General features: G+C 40.6%; 12 protein-coding genes. 11 read left to right on the top strand and 1 reads right to left on the bottom strand.

The window, feature by feature from the left end:
• Positions 1 to 41 precede the first annotated feature (41 nt).
• Positions 42 to 860: a putative RNA methyltransferase gene (locus C502_RS0110725; protein WP_018678827.1), complete on the top strand. Its 819-nt coding sequence runs from the start codon at positions 42 to 44 to the stop codon at positions 858 to 860.
• A 19-nt stretch (positions 861 to 879) separates the two neighbouring features.
• Here the strand turns inward: C502_RS0110725 and ponA are convergent, their stop codons facing one another.
• Positions 880 to 3,447 carry a penicillin-binding protein PBP1a gene (gene ponA, locus C502_RS0110720; protein WP_026315785.1) on the bottom strand — a complete coding sequence of 856 codons (2,568 nt, stop codon included), beginning with the start codon at positions 3,445 to 3,447 and terminating at the stop codon, positions 880 to 882.
• 162 nt (positions 3,448 to 3,609) lie between these two features.
• On the opposite strand from ponA, the gene C502_RS0110715 reads away from it, so the two are divergent.
• The 10 genes from C502_RS0110715 to C502_RS0110670 all read left to right on the top strand — a co-directional run bounded on the left by C502_RS0110715 (position 3,610) and on the right by C502_RS0110670 (position 17,789).
• A complete protein-coding gene (locus tag C502_RS0110715) occupies positions 3,610 to 4,668 on the top strand; it encodes a pilus assembly protein PilM (protein WP_023274746.1) in 1,059 nt (352 codons plus the stop codon).
• Complete coding sequence (locus C502_RS0110710; RefSeq protein WP_018678824.1) at positions 4,668 to 5,312, top strand: PilN domain-containing protein; 645 nt, start codon at positions 4,668 to 4,670, stop codon at positions 5,310 to 5,312. Before C502_RS0110715 ends, C502_RS0110710 begins: the two co-directional genes overlap by 1 nt.
• Positions 5,309 to 6,058 (top strand): type IV pilus inner membrane component PilO, encoded by a 750-nt coding sequence (locus tag C502_RS0110705; protein ID WP_018678823.1) that lies wholly within the window; start codon positions 5,309 to 5,311, stop codon positions 6,056 to 6,058. Before C502_RS0110710 ends, C502_RS0110705 begins: the two co-directional genes overlap by 4 nt.
• 2 nt (positions 6,059 to 6,060) lie before the next feature.
• A complete protein-coding gene (locus C502_RS0110700) occupies positions 6,061 to 6,588 on the top strand; it encodes a pilus assembly protein PilP (protein WP_018678822.1) in 528 nt (175 codons plus the stop codon).
• A gap of 61 nt (positions 6,589 to 6,649) precedes the next feature.
• A complete protein-coding gene (gene pilQ, locus C502_RS0110695; protein WP_409360635.1) occupies positions 6,650 to 8,782 on the top strand; it encodes a type IV pilus secretin PilQ in 2,133 nt (710 codons plus the stop codon).
• A 10-nt stretch (positions 8,783 to 8,792) separates the two neighbouring features.
• Positions 8,793 to 9,362, top strand: a complete 570-nt coding sequence (gene aroK / locus C502_RS0110690; RefSeq protein ID WP_154650416.1) for a shikimate kinase AroK — start codon at positions 8,793 to 8,795, stop codon at positions 9,360 to 9,362.
• A 22-nt stretch (positions 9,363 to 9,384) separates the two neighbouring features.
• Entirely contained in the window at positions 9,385 to 10,467 is a 1,083-nt protein-coding gene (gene aroB, locus C502_RS0110685) for a 3-dehydroquinate synthase (RefSeq protein WP_018678819.1), read from the top strand.
• 19 nt (positions 10,468 to 10,486) lie between these two features.
• A complete protein-coding gene (locus C502_RS0110680) occupies positions 10,487 to 11,353 on the top strand; it encodes a hypothetical protein (protein ID WP_018678818.1) in 867 nt (288 codons plus the stop codon).
• Between the two features lie 464 nt (positions 11,354 to 11,817).
• Positions 11,818 to 16,296: a glutamate synthase large subunit gene (gene gltB / locus C502_RS0110675; RefSeq protein ID WP_018678817.1), complete on the top strand. Its 4,479-nt coding sequence runs from the start codon at positions 11,818 to 11,820 to the stop codon at positions 16,294 to 16,296.
• Between the two features lie 71 nt (positions 16,297 to 16,367).
• Positions 16,368 to 17,789, top strand: a complete 1,422-nt coding sequence (locus C502_RS0110670; RefSeq protein WP_018678816.1) for an FAD-dependent oxidoreductase — start codon at positions 16,368 to 16,370, stop codon at positions 17,787 to 17,789.
• Positions 17,790 to 17,917 lie beyond the last annotated feature (128 nt).

Here is a 17,917-nt window from a genome sequence, read left to right as displayed (position 1 = left end):
AGCTGGTGATCACCAGCTTTTTTTATGTTTGGAGAAAATAGATGAATTTGTTGATGTGTCCTGTTTGTCGCCAATCATTGAATTTGATTGCAAACTCTTGGCATTGTGAAAAAGGTCATCATTATGATGTTGCCAAACAAGGCTATGTTAATTTGCATGTGGTGCAGCATAAACACAGTAAAACACCAGGGGATACCGCGGAGTCTGTATTGGCTCGTCGTGAGTTTTTGCAAACGGATGCTTATCAACCGCTACAACTTGCAGTCGTTGAGTTATTGCAGCAATTAAAACCGAAAGCTGTTTTGGATATCGGTTGTGGTGAGGGATATTATACCAATGCCATGCAAGCACATACGCAAGATTGTATCGGTGTTGATATTGCTAAAGCTGCTGTGCAAAGAGCAGCTAAACTCAATTCAAGAGTGACATGGGTCGTCGGAACGGGCGCGACATTACCCGTACAAGATCATTCAATTGATGTGTGCAGCAGTTTATTTAGCCCAATTCCACAGGATGAAATCATACGAGTACTTCGGGATGATGGACATTTGATTGTGGTAACACCTGCACCAAGACATCTTTATGCGTTGCGTGAAGCGTTATTTGAACAAGTGAATTTACACGAACCGCAGAAATTTGTGCAACAACTAGATGCTCAATTTGAGTTGAAGCAACAACAAGTGGTAGAAACGCAAATGGTGTTGGATCAGCACGCATTAAAAAATTTGATTGCTATGACGCCTTATGCATATAAAGCGAATCCTGAGCGAAGAATGGCTTTGGAGCAAGAGCAGCAATTTTTGGCCACGGCTGCTTTTCAAATTTATGTGTTCCAAAAAAGAAAGAAGCCATCAATTTGATGGCTTCTTTCTTTTTGTATTATTGAATATCATTAATTAGATTTTCGATACCATCATGTTCTCTTTGGGATGGCGTAGCTCCCATTGCAGGAGGTTGTTTTTTCGCTGGCACAATAATTTGTTCTTCATCAGATGGCGTTGTATCTGGTAAATCTGAAAAATCAGTTTGTGCAGAACGAGCAGGTACAACTGGTGCAGGACGATAAAGCGGACGTGCTAACGGTGGAGAGGCACGATATTCTTTTTGCCCCTCTTTTTTCTCTAATTGTAATTGGTCGAATGAGATTGGATCTTTGGCATCTTTATCGAAATGGACCCAAGCTGATGGTGTGTCTTTAAGCGATTCTGCCATAAAATTTGTCCAAATCGGTAAAGCGGCAACCCCACCATACTCACGACGACCGAGTGTACGAGGTTGATCGAAACCAACCCATGCAATAGCAACTAACTTGCCATTAAACCCAGCAAACCATGCATCTTTCGCATCATTGGTGGTTCCTGTTTTACCACCTAAATCATCACGACCAATTTTAAGTGCCGCGCGACCAGTACCATGTTGAATCACATCACGTAAAATGTTTGCCATATCATAAGCAGAGCTAGATTTTAAAATACGTTGCGCTTGACGATAATTACTATTTGTTGTTGTGGTTGTTTGAGCTGTCGTGACTGTAGCTTCAGATGCCGCAGTTGTATCATCCAAGGTTTGATTGGTGATTTGATTTATCGCATCTCCCTCTTTAGAGTCATCTGCTGCATAGGCATTTGGATCGCTAATGCATGGAATGCAGGCATATTCTGGATTAGCTTCATAAATGACTTTGCCATTCGCATCTTCAATTCGTTTAATAAAATGAGGTTGAATACGATACCCCCCATTTGCAAAAGTGGCATAGCCTGTTGCCATTTGTACAGGAAGGACTTGTGGAGTTCCTAAGGCAATGGTGTAGTTACGAGGAATCTGATCTTCTTGTAAACCAAAATCCATAAAGAGTTGGCGTGTGCGTTCAATGCCTACATTTTGTAATAAGCGTACGGATACCGTATTTCGTGATAAATACAAAGCGCGGCGTAAGGGAATCATACCAAGGTAGCGCCCATCTGAGTTTTTGGGAGACCACTTACCAATACTGATCGGGCTATCATTAACCATGCTGTAAGGGGTCATGCCGCGTTCAAGTGCAAGCGCATAAACAAAGGGTTTAATCGTTGAACCGGGTTGTCTCCAGCCTTGTAGAGCACGATTAAATTTGGATTGATAAAAATTATATCCGCCAACAACTGCTTCTATTGAGCCGTCATTTGGATTTAAAGCAATTAATTGGCCTTGGACTTTGGGGATTTGTATTAAAGACCAAGCGGTTTTATTTTCATTTGGGCGTAAACGAACAATGTCTTTAACTTTCACGATTTGTGCGGCATTTGATGCTGCACCACCGACACTATTGGCATTGCGATATGGACGAACCCATGACATTCCTGTCCAATTTACGGTGACTGTCGTGCCATCCTGCATCACTACATCAAAAGAATTATTATTCACTTTCATGACTTGTGCTGGATAGGTATTAGCATAAGCCATAAATTGATTGAGTGGCTTATCATGTGCCTCTGGACCACGCCAACCATGGCGGCGGTCATATGCCTCTAAACCATCTTGAATAGAACGCTCGGCGTAGCGTTGGCGGTTGCTATCAATGGTTGTATAAACTTTATAGCCAGAATCAACTGCCTGTTCTCCAAAATTTTGGACTAACTCAGAGCGAACCATTTCCCCTATATAAGGAAATATATTACTCACAGAGCGGTCAACCATATTTAAATTGATTGGTTCAGCAACGGCTTTTTGGTATTGGGTTTGATTGATATAGCCAAGTTGTAGCATCCGCCCTAAAATCCAATTGCGTCGTTCAAGTGCGCGTTCAGGGTTGACGACAGGGTTGTACTTTGAGGGTGCTTTAGGTAGCCCTGCAATCATCGCCATTTGTGCAGTGCTGAGTTCATTGATATTTTTGTTATAATAAATGCGTGCAGCAGCAGCGATCCCGTATGCATTTTTTCCTAAAAAAATCTTATTGACATAAGAGCTTAAGATTTCTTTCTTGGTTAGATTTTGCTCAATTTTTCGAGCGAGAAATACTTCTGTAAGTTTGCGTTTAAGTGTGCGCTCAGGGCTTAGATAGTAGTTTTTAGCCACCTGCATGGTAATGGTTGAACCACCCGTTTGTACATCTGACCCTGTAATAGACTCAGTTAATGCACGCCCTAAACCTTTGAAACTAATGCCATTGTGCTCAAAAAATGACGAGTCTTCAGCGGCTAAAAAAGCATGAATAAATGTTGGTGGAATTTGCTCATATTTCACCGGGATAGAAAGTTTGCCACCATACTCTGCGATTAATTTATTGTCAGCTGTATATACCTGCAATGGTTTTAATAAAGGCGCCTTTTTTAACGAACTCATATCTGGCAATGATGGTGCGAGATAGAGATACATGCCATAAAATCCCATTGGAAGTGAGACTAGGATAATAATAACGATCAAAAAAAAGGGGCGAACAATACCAGAACTGGATAGCTTTTTCATAATAAGTAAGTTTTAATAAGAGCGAATGGCAAACTAATTGTGGTCAGTATATCCTTTAGACATACGGATTGTTAGATGAGATATTGTATCCGTATCAATTAAAGACCAAAACAAATTAGTGGGTTGTATTTTTGGGGATAAAAAAATAAATAGGAAAGTACTGTGCTCAGGTTATATCGTAAACCAAATAAGGGGTTAGTAGGGGTCGACATTAGTTCGACAACTGTTAAGTTATTGGAGCTCTCTGTAAAGAACGGTAGGTATTGGGTTGAAAGTTATGCTGTGATGCCGCTGCCTGAAAATAGTGTGGTTGAAAAAAGCATTTTAAATCCAGAAGCTGTAGGTGATGCACTTGAAAGAGTCGTTAACTTAGCTAATCCACACACGAAAAATGTGGCGATTGCAGTACCCACATCTATGGTTATTCATAAGATTATAGAAATGGATGCCGATATGACGGATGAAGAACGTGAAGTTCAAATTCGTATGGATGCTGAGCAATACATTCCGTTCCCATTAGATGAGGTGAGTCTTGATTTTGAGGTTTTGCCGGATAGTTTAGCTAATCCGAATCGAGTCAATGTGCTTTTAGTTGCAACACGAACAGAAAATGTGGATACGCGTGTTGAGGTACTAGAGCTGGCAAATTTAACTGCAAGAATTGCTGACGTAGAAAGTTATGCGATGGAACGTGCTTTCAGTGTGTTTGCAGATACCTTGCCAATGGGTGCAAATACCGTTGGTATTCTTGATATTGGTCATACCATGACGACCTTATCTGTGATGCAGAAAGGCAAAATCATTTATACACGTGAACAAGTATTTGGTGGTCGACAGCTAACTCAAGATGTACAAAGTCGGTATGGTTTATCTTTTGAAGAAGCTGGGCGAGCTAAAAAGGAAAGAACACTTCCAGATGATTATGATACAGAAGTGCTTGAGCCATTTTTAGATGCTGTTGTACAACAAGCAGCGCGCTCTTTACAATTTTTCTTTTCTTCATCTCAATTTAACGAAATTGATCATATTTTGTTGGCTGGCGGTAATGCGAACATCCCAGGCCTAGCAAAATTGTTACAGCAAAAATTAGGTTATCGAGTCACCATTGCTAATCCATTTTTACAAATGGGCTTTTCTCCTCAAATTGATATTAAAAAAATTGAAAATGATGCCTCATCTTTGATGGTGGCATGTGGTTTAGCATTGAGGAGTTTTGATTAATGGCAAAGATTAACTTACTCCCTTGGCGTGATGAGCTAAGAGAACAAAGAAAGAAACAATTTATTGCATTTTGTGTTGGGGTTGCTGCCTTAGGTGTCGCATCAGTATTTTCTGGTTGGGTGTACTTTGATTACAAATTAAGTGACCAAGAACAAGCGAATCAATTAATTGTCAGTACTAATCAGAATTTGGACATTCAATTAAAGTCATTAGACGGTTTGCAAGAGCGTCGCAACGCGATTATTGAAAGAATGAAACTGATTCAAGGTCTACAAGGTCAACGTCCTGTGACTGTTCGCTTAGTAGATGAATTGGTTCGTGTCACACCTCCAACAATGTATCTGACTAAATTCACACGTACGGGTGACAAGTTTTCAATTGAAGGTAAAGCTGAAAGCCCGAATACAGTTGCTGAATTACTACGCAATCTTGAAGCATCTCCTTGGTATCGCAATGCCTTTATGAATTCGTTCTTAGCTGCTGAAGAGAAAAAAGATAAAGTAGCAAGTTCATTGGTTCCTCGTGTTGAAGAAAACTATGGAAGTTTTGTGGTAACTGTGGATTTAGGTGAAATAGGGACAACGGCTGAAGCTGACCCAACTTCAGAAGCAGCAGCATCAGGAGTAGTGGGGGTGAAAAAATGAATTTAGAGAAATCGGATGATTTGAATCAAGATGCTGTTGTCACAAAGAAAAAGAAAATGACAGTAGAGCAGTTTTTCCAACAGTTTAATACTTTGGATATGAATAATTATGGTGCTTGGTCATATTCTGTAAAAATTACTTGTTGGATCTTTGTTTTCTTAGCTGTGGTGGCGTTGGGATATTTTGTTGTCATTAAAAAGCAACTTGATGATATTACAAGCGCGCAAGCACAAGAGCAGAGCTTGTTGAATGAGTTTAAAGAAAAAGATTCTAAGCTGCGCAACTTACAACAATATCAAGCACAATTACAAGAGATGGAAGCGAACTTTAACCAGCAGTTAGAACAGTTGCCTAAGGAAACGGAAATCCCAAGTTTGGTTGAAGATATTAATTTAACGGGTGTGAATTCAGGTTTGAAGTTTAAGAATATTCGTTTGGAAAATGAAGTTAAACAAGAAATTTTTATTGAACAACCGATTAGTATTGAAGCAACAGGAGATTACCATGCTTTTGGTGCATTTGTTACAGGAATTGCAGCACTACCTCGAATTGTAACCTTACACGATTTTGTGGTTGAAGCTTCGACTATAGAAGATAAAGCAAAGAAAACAGATATTCCTACAGTTAGTTATTCTATAAAAGCAAAGACTTATCGTTATATTGCAGCTGAGGATCAGGCGAATGTTGGTGGTGTTTCTGAAGCTCCGCCACAGTCAACTACTCCACCTACTCAAGGAGGAAAATAGTAATGAATCAATATAAATTATTACTTTGTTTCTTGGTTGTAACTGGTTTGGTTGGATGTGATTCTCGTATTGATGCTGTTAATCAGCAAATGTCTGAAATACGTAATCAGCAACCTTTATCAATTGAGCCAGCACCAATTTTCACTCCTGTACCACTGTTTAATTATTCGGCTCATCAGCTTAAAAGCCCTTTTATGCCAAGTTCGCTGGCTGCTGAGTTAACGATTATGGCCGGTAAGCGCGTATACCCCAATTTTAACCGTCAGCCTCAGCCTTTGGAAAGTTATGCACTCGAATCATTAAATATGAAAGGTAGTATGCGTGGTAAAGGAAATGAGACTATTGCGTTGATTCAAACGCCAGATAGACAGATTGAGCGTGTGCAAGTGGGAAGTTATCTGGGAATGAATCAGGGGCGTATTGTTAAGATCAGCCCAACTCAGATAGATGTGGTGGAAATTGTGCCAGATGGGCGTGAGGGTTATGTAGAAAGACCAAGAACACTCGTTTTAATTGGGCCGGCGCCGTAAGATTAAGGGAATAACAATGAAAAAACAGTTTAAAGATTCTTTATTTGGGGAAGCGAAGACCATGAATCGTGCATTCCGTCAATTTTCTATGGGTGCTGTAGCGATTGCGATTATGCAAGTTGCGTCAGCGCAGGTCAGTATGACCAATATCGTACCAATGAGCCTAGCAGATCAAGGGACGGAGATTAGAGTCATGTTTAATGGCTTACCTCCTCAACCACAAGCATATCAGCTTGAAAAACCTGCACGTCTAATTTTAGATTTTGATAAGACTCAACAGAATTTGAAACAAACAGTCATACCAGTTTCAACCAATGAGGCGAGTTCTATTGATGTTGCTGCGGATGATCAACGCTCTCGTCTTGTTGTGAATCTGAAAGAAGCTGGGGCATTTACAACTCGTGTTGAAGGTAATACATTTGTATTGAAGATTAATTCAGTTCAACCTGTTGCAAACACTACGGTACGCTCAGTAGCACGTCAAGTTCAGCAAGGTGTTTCAAATATCGGTTTTCAGCGTGGCAATCAAGGTGAAGGTTTGGTTGTTGTTGATTTGTTGGGTAATGACACACCTGTTGATGTGCAACAGCAAGGCAGTAAAGTTGTTATTAGAACAATGGGGAATAAGATTCCAGCACATTTGGCACGTCGTTTGAATACCAATGATTTTGCAACGCCAGTGGCAAGTATTGATGCCTATAATGATAAAGGTAACGGTGTAATAACGATCCAATCCGCGGGTAGTTATGAGTATATGGCTTATCAGGCAGAAAATAAGTTAACCATTAGCTTAAAACGTCCTGAAGACAAATCACCAGCTAAGGCCAAAGCACAAACTTATTCAGGGAATAAAATTTCTCTAGATTTTCAAGATATTGAAGTCCGTCGAGTATTGCAATTGCTTGCTGATTTTACAGGCATCAATATGGTGGCTGCAGATACGGTGCAAGGAAATATTACTTTACGCCTTAAAGATGTACCTTGGGATCAAGCTTTAGATATCGTATTAAAAACGAAGAATCTTGATAAACGTCGTAATGGAAATGTGATTTGGATTGCGCCTATTCCAGAGCTGATTAAGTCGGAAGATGATGAGGCAAAAGCGATTGCTCAAAGTATTAAGCTTGCACCAATTCAATCAGAATATATTAAATTAAGCTATGCAAAAGCAGCTGATATTTTGAAATTAATAGAAGATTCACGAGATAGTAAAGGTGCGATGGCTAACCGGACTGCGAGTTCTGATTCACTCGCATTAGAAAGCTTATTGAGTTCACGTGGTAGTGCTGTTGCAGATACACGAACAAACACCTTAATTATCAATGATACGGCGTTGAATATAGATAAAATTCGTAAAATGATTGATTTGCTTGATGTTTCTGTAAAGCAAGTAATGATCGAGGCCCGAATTGTTCGTGCAAGTACTGATTTTACTAAAGAAATGGGTGTGAAATGGGGGATATTGTCTCAAGGTATCACCAATAATAGTGATTTGTTGGTTGGTGGTAGTGATACTACTTTGTGGGATTTAAGAAAGCCAACTAAAGATTCTGACACTGGTGGCTGGAAGTATGAAATTGAACGTCCAGATAATTTAAATGTTGATTTGGGTGCTGTAACACCAGGTGCAAGCCGTATTGCATTTGGTTTAATTAGTCTATCTGATTTTATGTTAGATCTAGAATTGTCAGCAGTTCAGGCTGATGGTTATGGCGAAGTTATTTCAACGCCTAAAGTGATGACTGCAGATAAACAAGCTGCCAAAATTGAATCGGGTACAAAAATTCCATACACTTCTTCGACAGGTGGTGGGGCAAATGCGGTGCCTAAAACAGAGTTTATTGATGCAACACTTAGTTTGGATGTGACGCCAAGTATCACGCCTGACGGTAAAGTGATGATGAAGTTAAATATTACTAAAGATGCGCCTAGTACACCAACTCCTACTGGTCAATTGACAATCAGTAAGAACTCGATTGACACTAATGTATTGGTTGATAATGGTGAAACGGTTGTGTTGGGTGGTATTTTTGAACAAGAAAATATTAGCTCACAAACGAAAGTACCATTTCTTGGTGATTTACCTTATATAGGGAGATTGTTCCGTAGAGATTTGAAATCAGATAATAAACGTGAACTGCTTATTTTTGTGACACCTAGAATTGTTAATGACACTTTGACAAGAAATCATTAATATATTTTGAATAATTGTAATTAATATAGGTGGCGCGTTGCCAAGCAAAGCGTTTGAAACCCTACCAAATGTTTATTTGGTAGGGCCAATGGGGGCAGGTAAAACAACAGTTGGTCGGCATTTAGCAGAGTTGTTGGGGCGTGAGTTTATTGATAGTGATCATGAAATTGAGCGTAAAACAGGTGCTACAATCCCTTGGATTTTCGAAAAAGAAGGTGAAATAGGCTTTCGCTCGCGTGAAACCAATGTATTGAATGAATTGACTGCACGTTCTTCACTGGTTGTCGCAACAGGTGGTGGTGCTGTAACCCAGTTAGAAAATCGAGAATTTTTAAAACAACGAGGTATCGTTGTTTATCTTTATACTCCTGTAGAACTTCAACTACAGCGAACTCATCGCGATAAGAATCGCCCATTACTGCAAGTCGATAACCCTGAACAGAAATTAAGGGATTTGTTAACAGTACGAGACCCTTTATATCGAGAGATTGCTCACTTTATTGTCGAAACCAATCAGGGTGCTGCACGCGATCTTGCGCAAAGAATTCTGAACCTTATTTTATCCCAACAAATCAACTGATTCTCTTATTTGGTCTAGTTTTATGCAAACGTTACATGTTGAATTGGGTGATCGTCGCTACCCTATTTTTATTGGAAGTCATTTAAATCCGAAAATATTACTTGAGCCATATATTCATGGGCGACAAGTGATGTTGGTTTCCAATACAACGGTTGCTCCTTTGTATTTGCAGCATTATGTTGATGCCTTGGTACAGTTGGATAAACAAGTTGCACAATGTATTTTACCTGACGGTGAGCAATTTAAAGATATTCAACATTTGAATTTAATTTTTGATGCACTGTTGGAAGCAGGATTTAATCGTGATTGTACGGTGCTGGCTTTAGGTGGTGGTGTCATTGGTGATATGGCGGGATTTGCGTCAGCATGTTTCCAGCGTGGGGTGAATTTTATCCAAGTACCCACAACATTATTGTCTCAAGTAGATTCAAGTGTTGGTGGTAAAACAGGCATTAACCACCCTTTGGGTAAGAATATGTTGGGCGCTTTTCAACAGCCCCAAGTTGTGCTTGCAGATATGGCACAATTAGATACTTTGCCAGATCGTGAGCTTTCAGCAGGTCTGGCTGAAGTAATTAAATACGCATTACTGGGTGATGTGGATTTCTTAGTTTGGTTAGAGCAGAACATGGATGCGCTGGTTGCTCGTGATGCGGCTTTATTGGCGGAAGCAGTTTATCGTTCATGTGCACATAAAGCTAGGATTGTTGCAAATGATGAAAAAGAACAGGGTGAGCGTGCTTTATTAAATTTGGGACACACTTTTGGACATGCAATTGAATCCTATTTGGGCTATGGGGTGTGGTTACATGGTGAGGCTGTTGCTACAGGGATGGTCATGGCAGCGGATCTTTCATATCGCTTAGGCTGGATTTCTACTGGAGACCTTGAGCGTACAAAAAGAATTATTCAGCGTGCCCATTTACCGATATCATGTCCTGAAATTCCACTCGATGAATTTTTGGCTTATATGTCACATGATAAAAAAGTCCTAAATGGTCAATTACGTTTGGTTCTGCTTAAGAAGTTAGGACACGCGGTGATTACTAAAGATTTTGATGTTGATTTGATGAAGCAAGCGATTCTTGTAAATCAATCAGCATAATCAATATATTGAGAAAAGCATGCTCATTTCTAGATCGATTTTGCAAAATATTCAACAGTACAGTTGGCTTACATTTGCAATTGTATGTTTGGTTGCTGCATTAATTTTCTGGGGGATTACTGATAATGATGCTCTTGTTGAAGTGGAGCAACCTGCTAAAACTGAGATTCAGATTCAACCTGAAAAAGTAGCTACAACGAGTCATTTGGGGGCACTTTCGGAGGAAGTTCAGCCGTTGAATTTAACTACGAGGGTTGTGGTATCTAATGAGCATGCATCTGAGTTTCGCGGAACTAAATTTATTAAAGAAAACCAACGACAATGGATTATGGAAGTTTTCCGTAGTTCAGATGAGACTATTGTAAAGAATTTTTTGTTGAGTCGTGCGGATAGAAAGAAGTTTTTTTATTTCCGTTTAAGTGGACAAGATCAGGCAGAGCAATATGTTTTAGCTTATGGTGTGTTTCCTAATATGGAAGAAGTAAATCGTCAATTTTCTCAATTGAATTTGATACTTCCTCAATCAGTTCAGCCAAAACCCCAGCAGTTATCAGTATATGCTGAATTTGTGAATGATTTGGGTTCAGATGAGTTAAAAACCGCAGCTAATCAGCTCTATGAGGTGCAATTAAAACCTGCCGCTCTTCCAAAGGTGGATGAGACTTTATTAATGGGAGCAGCGAGACCGTTAAAAACTGCGGTTGGAGGGAATTCTGCGCAAATGGTGGTTGATCCAAGTACAGCGACTCAAACAACAGTGACGCAGCGTGATGCTCAAGGTAACGTGATTAATGTTAAGCAGAGTCGGTCTACAGTACAAAGAGTAGAAAAATTAGAAGAAAATTCCGATTCTGTGAAGAGGATAGAAGGAGTTCCTTTGAATTAGTTTTGATCTTATTTGGTGCGTGATTAGTTCTTTTTTAAAGCATATTGATCTTATTTGGTGCGTTTTTCTATTTAACTATAAACATTTACTCAATTATAATTTGAATTTATTTTAGTTTTTTTAATGATTTAGTAAATTTTAGATTAATTGGCATATTCTTTGCTTTGTTGTGGTGCTAATTTATCTGCTCATTGCTCTTTTTTACACTAAATGATTCATTAATTTAGTGAAATAGAAAGTTTTTGTGCTTTACAAACATTTGTTAAGGTGTAATAACTGAAAACACTTTATCTGTTGGATTGCGCTGCTTCTCGTCAAAGAAAGGCGTATATTTGCAAATCCGCCAGTAAAAATGTTTTCGCGAAGCATTGAACTTTATATGAGTTGATCGGCAATATCGCAGAAAATGAATTGATTGTTTGTTGCTCGAAAGAGCCATGTTGAAAGAAGGGTACGCTATGCACATGCCATCGCCTAATACTGTAGCTCCCGCTCAAGGTCTATATCAGCCTGATGAGTTTAAGGATAACTGTGGTTTTGGTCTGATTGCCCATATGAAGGGTGAATCAAGCCATCATTTGGTCGAAACTGCGATTCACAGTTTAAGTTGCATGACGCACCGTGGTGGTATCGCCGCGGATGGTAAAACAGGAGATGGGTGCGGATTGTTATTGGCGATGCCAAAACAATTTTTCCGTGAAGAAGCTCAGAAATTAGGAACGAACCTAACTGAGATTTTTGCTGCTGGTACAGTATTTCTGAATATTGACCCTGCTTTAGCTCAAAATGCAAAAAATATTTTAAATAAAGCAATTGCTGCTGAAGGTTTAACAGTTGCAGCATGGCGTGTTGTACCAACAAATAATGATGCTTTAGGTGAAATTGCATTACAATCACTCCCAGCATTTGAACAAATTTTGGTTAACTGCCCAATGGGTTTGACTGAGGTTGAGTTTAACCGTAAGTTATTTTTAGCACGTCGCCGTGCAGAACAACAATTACAAAATGATCCATTATTTTATGTGACAACACTTGCAACGACTGTTATCACATATAAAGGTTTAATGATGCCAGCAGCGATTGCTGACTTCTATACTGACTTAGCAGATGAACGCCTAAAATCGCATATCGTTGTATTCCATCAACGCTTTTCAACCAATACGTTGCCGCGTTGGCCATTGGCTCAGCCATTCCGCTATCTTGCACATAATGGTGAAATTAACACGATTACAGCAAACCGTAATTGGGCGTTGGCACGTACACCAAAATTTGAAAACCCATTGCTACCAGGTTTAACTGAGTTAAATCCGATTGTAAACCGTACGGGTTCGGACTCATCAAGTTTAGATAATATGCTTGAAATCCTTGTTGGTGGCGGTATGGATTTATTCCGTGCATTACGTATGCTTGTTCCACCAGCATGGCAAAACGTTGAAACTTTAGATGCTGATCTACGTGCATTCTATGAATTTAACTCTAAGCATATGGAAGCTTGGGATGGCCCAGCGGGTCTTGTGATTCAAGATGGTCGTCATGCGATTTGTATGCTAGACCGTAATGGTTTGCGTCCAGCACGTTGGGTCATCACGAAAAATGATTACATTACCCTTGCATCTGAGATTGGTGTATGGGGTTATGAACCAGAAGATGTTGTATCGAAAGGTCGTGTTGGCCCAGGTCAGATATTAGTTGTTGATACTTTGACTGGTAAAGTGCTTGATACGAAAGATGTGAGTAACCATCTTAAAAATATGCGTCCGTACCGTGAATGGTTACGCGACCATGCGATTCGTTTACAAGCTAATCCTGAACTTGAAGAGCAATTGTCTGAGCAAGGTTTGACAGGTGATGCGCTTAAATCTGCTCAGAAAATGTTTATGGTGACATTTGAAGAGCGTGATCAAATTTTGCGTCCAATTGCAGAAAGTGGTCAGGAAGCTGTAGGTTCAATGGGTGATGATACGCCAATGGCAGTATTATCTCGTCAAGTTCGCCATGTAACGGATTATTTCCGTCAACAGTTTGCGCAAGTAACCAACCCACCAATTGATCCATTGCGTGAATCAATTGTGATGTCATTGGAAACCTGTTTAGGTCGCGAACAAAACGTTTTTGAACAAAGTTCTGAACATGCAGACCGTATCATTATTTCAAGCCCTGTATTATCACATTCGAAAATGCAGCAGCTTCGTGATGTTGAAAAAGAACGTGCGGGTTATGCGGTTGTTGATATTAACCTGAACTATCCAGAAGCTGAAGGTTTACAAGCTGCAGTTGCACGTATTTGTGAAGAAGCAGCACAAGCTATTCGTGATGGCAAAACTTTACTTGTTTTGACAGATAAAAACATTCGCGAAGGTTTCTTACCTGCAAACTCGGCATTGGTAACAGGTGCAGTACATCACTACTTGATTCAAGTTGGTTTACGTACTGATGCAAATATTTTGGTAGAAACTGGTTTTGCACGTGATCCGCATCAATTTGCAGTATTACTTGGTTTTGGTGCAACAGCGATTTACCCATATTTAGCGTATGACGTGATCAATGATTTGGTTGCGAAAGGTGAATTGTTGGGTGACCCAATTTATGCACAAGCAAACTTCCGTAAAGGGATTGAGAAAGGCTTATTAAAAGTTCTTTCTAAAATGGGGATCTCGACGGTTGCTTCTTATCGTGGCGGTCAGTTGTTTGAAGCTGTTGGTTTATCGTCTGAAGTGGTTGATAAATGTTTCCTTGGTGTACCAAGCCGTATCCAAGGTGCGACTTTTGCTGATTTAGAAAATGACCAGAAAAAATTGGCAACGACTGCTTGGCAAAACCGCAAAGCAATTGATCAAGGCGGTTTGCTCAAATTCGTATTTGGTAAAGAGTACCATGCGTTCAACCCTGATGTGATTAATTCATTGCATAAGGCGGTTCGTTCAGGTCAATACCAAGACTTTAAAGAATATGCTGAGCTGGTAAACAACCGTCCAGTTGCTACGATTCGTGATTTATTCAAGTTGAAAACAACGGATTCAATTGCATTGGATCAAGTTGAGACGATTGAAGATATTCTTCCTCGTTTTGACTCTGCGGGGATGTCTTTAGGTGCATTATCACCTGAAGCACACGAAGCAATTGCAATTGCAATGAATACGATTGGTGGTCGTTCGAACTCTGGTGAGGGCGGTGAAGATCCTTCACGTTACGGTACGATTCGTAACTCAAAAATCAAGCAAATTGCATCAGGTCGTTTTGGTGTAACGCCAGCATATTTAACCTCGGCTGAAGTTCTACAAATTAAAGTAGCGCAAGGTGCAAAACCAGGTGAAGGTGGTCAGTTACCAGGTGGTAAAGTGAATGGCTTAATTGCACGTTTACGTTACTCAGTACCGGGTGTGACTTTGATTTCTCCGCCTCCACATCATGATATTTACTCGATTGAAGATTTGTCACAATTGATCTTTGACTTGAAACAAGTCAATCCTCAAGCAATGGTTTCAGTAAAATTAGTATCTGAACCAGGTGTAGGAACAATTGCTGCGGGTGTGGCAAAAGCGTATGCAGACTTTATTACCATTTCAGGTTATGACGGTGGTACAGCGGCATCTCCACTTTCATCAATTCACCATGCGGGTTCACCATGGGAACTCGGTTTGAGTGAAGCGCATCAAGCCCTTCGTGTAAATGATTTACGTGGTAAAGTTCGTGTTCAAACCGACGGTGGTTTAAAAACAGGTCTAGATGTCATTAAAGCTGCAATTTTAGGTGCGGAAAGCTTTGGTTTCGGTTCTACACCAATGATCGCATTAGGTTGTAAATATCTTCGTATCTGTCACTTAAACAACTGTGCGACAGGCGTTGCGACACAACAAGACCATTTACGTCAAGAGCATTATATTGGCGAACCAGAAATGCTGATCAACTTCTTCAAGTTTATTGCTGAAGAAACCCGTGAATGGTTAGCTGCGCTTGGTGTTTCATCACTGAAAGATTTGATTGGTCGTGTAGATTTACTTGAAGTTTTACCAGGTGAAACTGATAAACATGCGCATCTTGATCTCAGTGCATTATTAACCTCGCATCCTTCTGCTGAAGGTAAGGCGCAGTATTGCCAAGTTCAAGGGAATGCACCATTTGATAAAGGTATCTTGGCTGAGAAAATGGTGACAGAAATGTTACCAGCAATTGAAGCAGGTACAGGTGGTTCGTTTAACTTCACTGTGGGTAACTGTGACCGTTCGATTGGTGCGCGTATTTCGGGTGAAATTGCACGTCGCTATGGCAACTTGGGAATGGAAAATAGCCCAGTTGTGATGAACCTTATTGGTACAGCAGGCCAATCACTTGGTGTTTGGAATGCGGGTGGTTTGCATATCAAACTGGAAGGTGATGCGAACGATTACGTTGGTAAAGGTATGGCGGGTGGTCGTGTCTCGATCTTCCCACCAAAAGGTTCACCATTCCAAACGCAAAATACAGCCATTATTGGTAACACCTGTTTGTATGGTGCAACTGGCGGTAAAGTTTTTGCAGCAGGTACAGCAGGCGAGCGTTTCGCAGTGCGTAACTCAGGTGCATTTGCTGTGATCGAAGGTGCAGGCGACCATTGTTGTGAATATATGACAGGTGGCGTGGTGACAGTACTTGGTAAAGTGGGTCATAACTTCGGTGCAGGTATGACGGGTGGTTTTGCTTATGTACTTGACCTTGATAATGACTTTGTTGACTACTACAACCATGAACTGATTGACCTCAATCGTATCTCTACAGAGGCGATGGAAGATCATAAAGAGAACCTTCTTCGTATTCTTGATGAACATATTCAAGAAACAGGAAGTGCTTGGGCGTATAAAATCCGTAATGAGTTCGACTTCTATAGTCGTAAGTTCTGGCTTGTAAAACCAAAAGCTGCTAATTTGCAATCGCTTTTGAAAACAACCCAAGCTGATCCACAATAATTCCACGACTGCAAAGACACAGGCAGGTGCAGAGGTGAAGGACATCACTGCGCCTACCCACGGAGAGAGACATGGCAGAACGCCTCAATAATGACTTTCAATTTCTGGATGTAGCACGCCAAGATCCAGAGAAAAAAGATATTACTGTCCGCAAAGCAGAGTTTGTGGAAATTTATAAACCGTTTACTGCGGAAGTGGCTGCGAATCAGACCCACCGTTGTTTAGGTTGTGGTAACCCGTATTGTGAGTGGAAATGTCCAGTACATAACTACATTCCAAACTGGTTAAAGTTGATTGCGGAAGGTCATATTTTCCAAGCAGCTGAACTGTGCCATCAAACCAATACCTTGCCAGAAGTATGTGGTCGTGTATGCCCACAAGATCGCTTGTGTGAAGGTGCATGTACTTTAAATGATGGTTTTGGTGCAGTGACCATTGGTAATGCAGAAAAATACATTAATGACACCGCGTTTGCTTTAGGCTGGCGTCCAGATATGTCTGGCGTCAAATGGACAGATAAAAAAGTTGCGATCATTGGTGCGGGTCCTGCGGGCTTAGGTTGTGCAGACATCCTTGCGCGTGGTGGTGTGAAACCAGTTGTATTTGATAAACGTCCTGAAATCGGTGGTCTTCTCACATTTGGTATTCCAGAATTTAAAATGGAAAAAGATGTGATGAAGCGTCGTCGTGAAATTTTCACGGGGATGGGCATTGAGTTCCGTTTAAATACTGAAATCGGTGTTGATGTAACGATTGAACAACTCCTTGCGGAATATGATGCAGTCTTTATGGGTATGGGAACTTATACCTACATGAAAGGTGGTTTCCCTGGTGAAGACCTTGATGGCGTTTACGATGCCTTAGATTTCTTAATTGCTAACGTAAATCGTTGCCAAGGTTGGGAAAAAGACCCAAGCGAATACATCAGCGTAGATGGTAAGAAAGTGATTGTTCTTGGCGGTGGTGATACTGCGATGGACTGTAACCGTACTTCATTACGTCAAGGCGCACACGATGTGACTTGTGCTTACCGTCGTGACGAAAGCAACATGCCAGGTTCTGCGCGTGAAGTGAAAAATGCCTATGAAGAGGGTGTTAAATTCCTGTTCAACCGTCAGCCTATTGAGGTTGTGGGTGAAAATGGCAAAGTCACAGGCGTTAAGTTTGTCACTACGCAAATGGGTGAGCCTGATAGCCGTGGTCGTCGTAGCCCTGAACCAATTCCAGGTTCTGAGGAAATCTTGCCGGCAGATGCTGTTTTGCTTGCGTTCGGTTTCCGTCCAAGCCCTGCTGATTGGTTCGGTTCTGCAAATGTCGGTTTGGATGGTTCAGGTCGTGTCGTTGCGGTTGAACAACAAGAATTTAAATTCCAAACGTCTAATCCAAAAATCTTCGCAGGTGGAGATATGGTGCGTGGTTCTGACCTTGTTGTGACTGCAATTTGGGAAGGTCGCCAAGCTGCTGAAGGTATTTTAGATTACCTTGGTGTTTAACTAAACATCCTGTAAATCGTATTTGAACAAAGCCTGCTTTATGCAGGTTTTGTTTTTTTACACATTATCGTTTTGGTAGTTTTAGCAAATCTTATAAGCTTTTTTGCCCTGTCCTTGATCATTTTTCA

This window comes from Acinetobacter tjernbergiae DSM 14971 = CIP 107465, from assembly GCF_000374425.1.
In the GTDB taxonomy this organism is placed as follows: domain Bacteria; phylum Pseudomonadota; class Gammaproteobacteria; order Pseudomonadales; family Moraxellaceae; genus Acinetobacter; species Acinetobacter tjernbergiae.
This window is presented reverse-complemented; position numbering and strand designations above follow the sequence as displayed.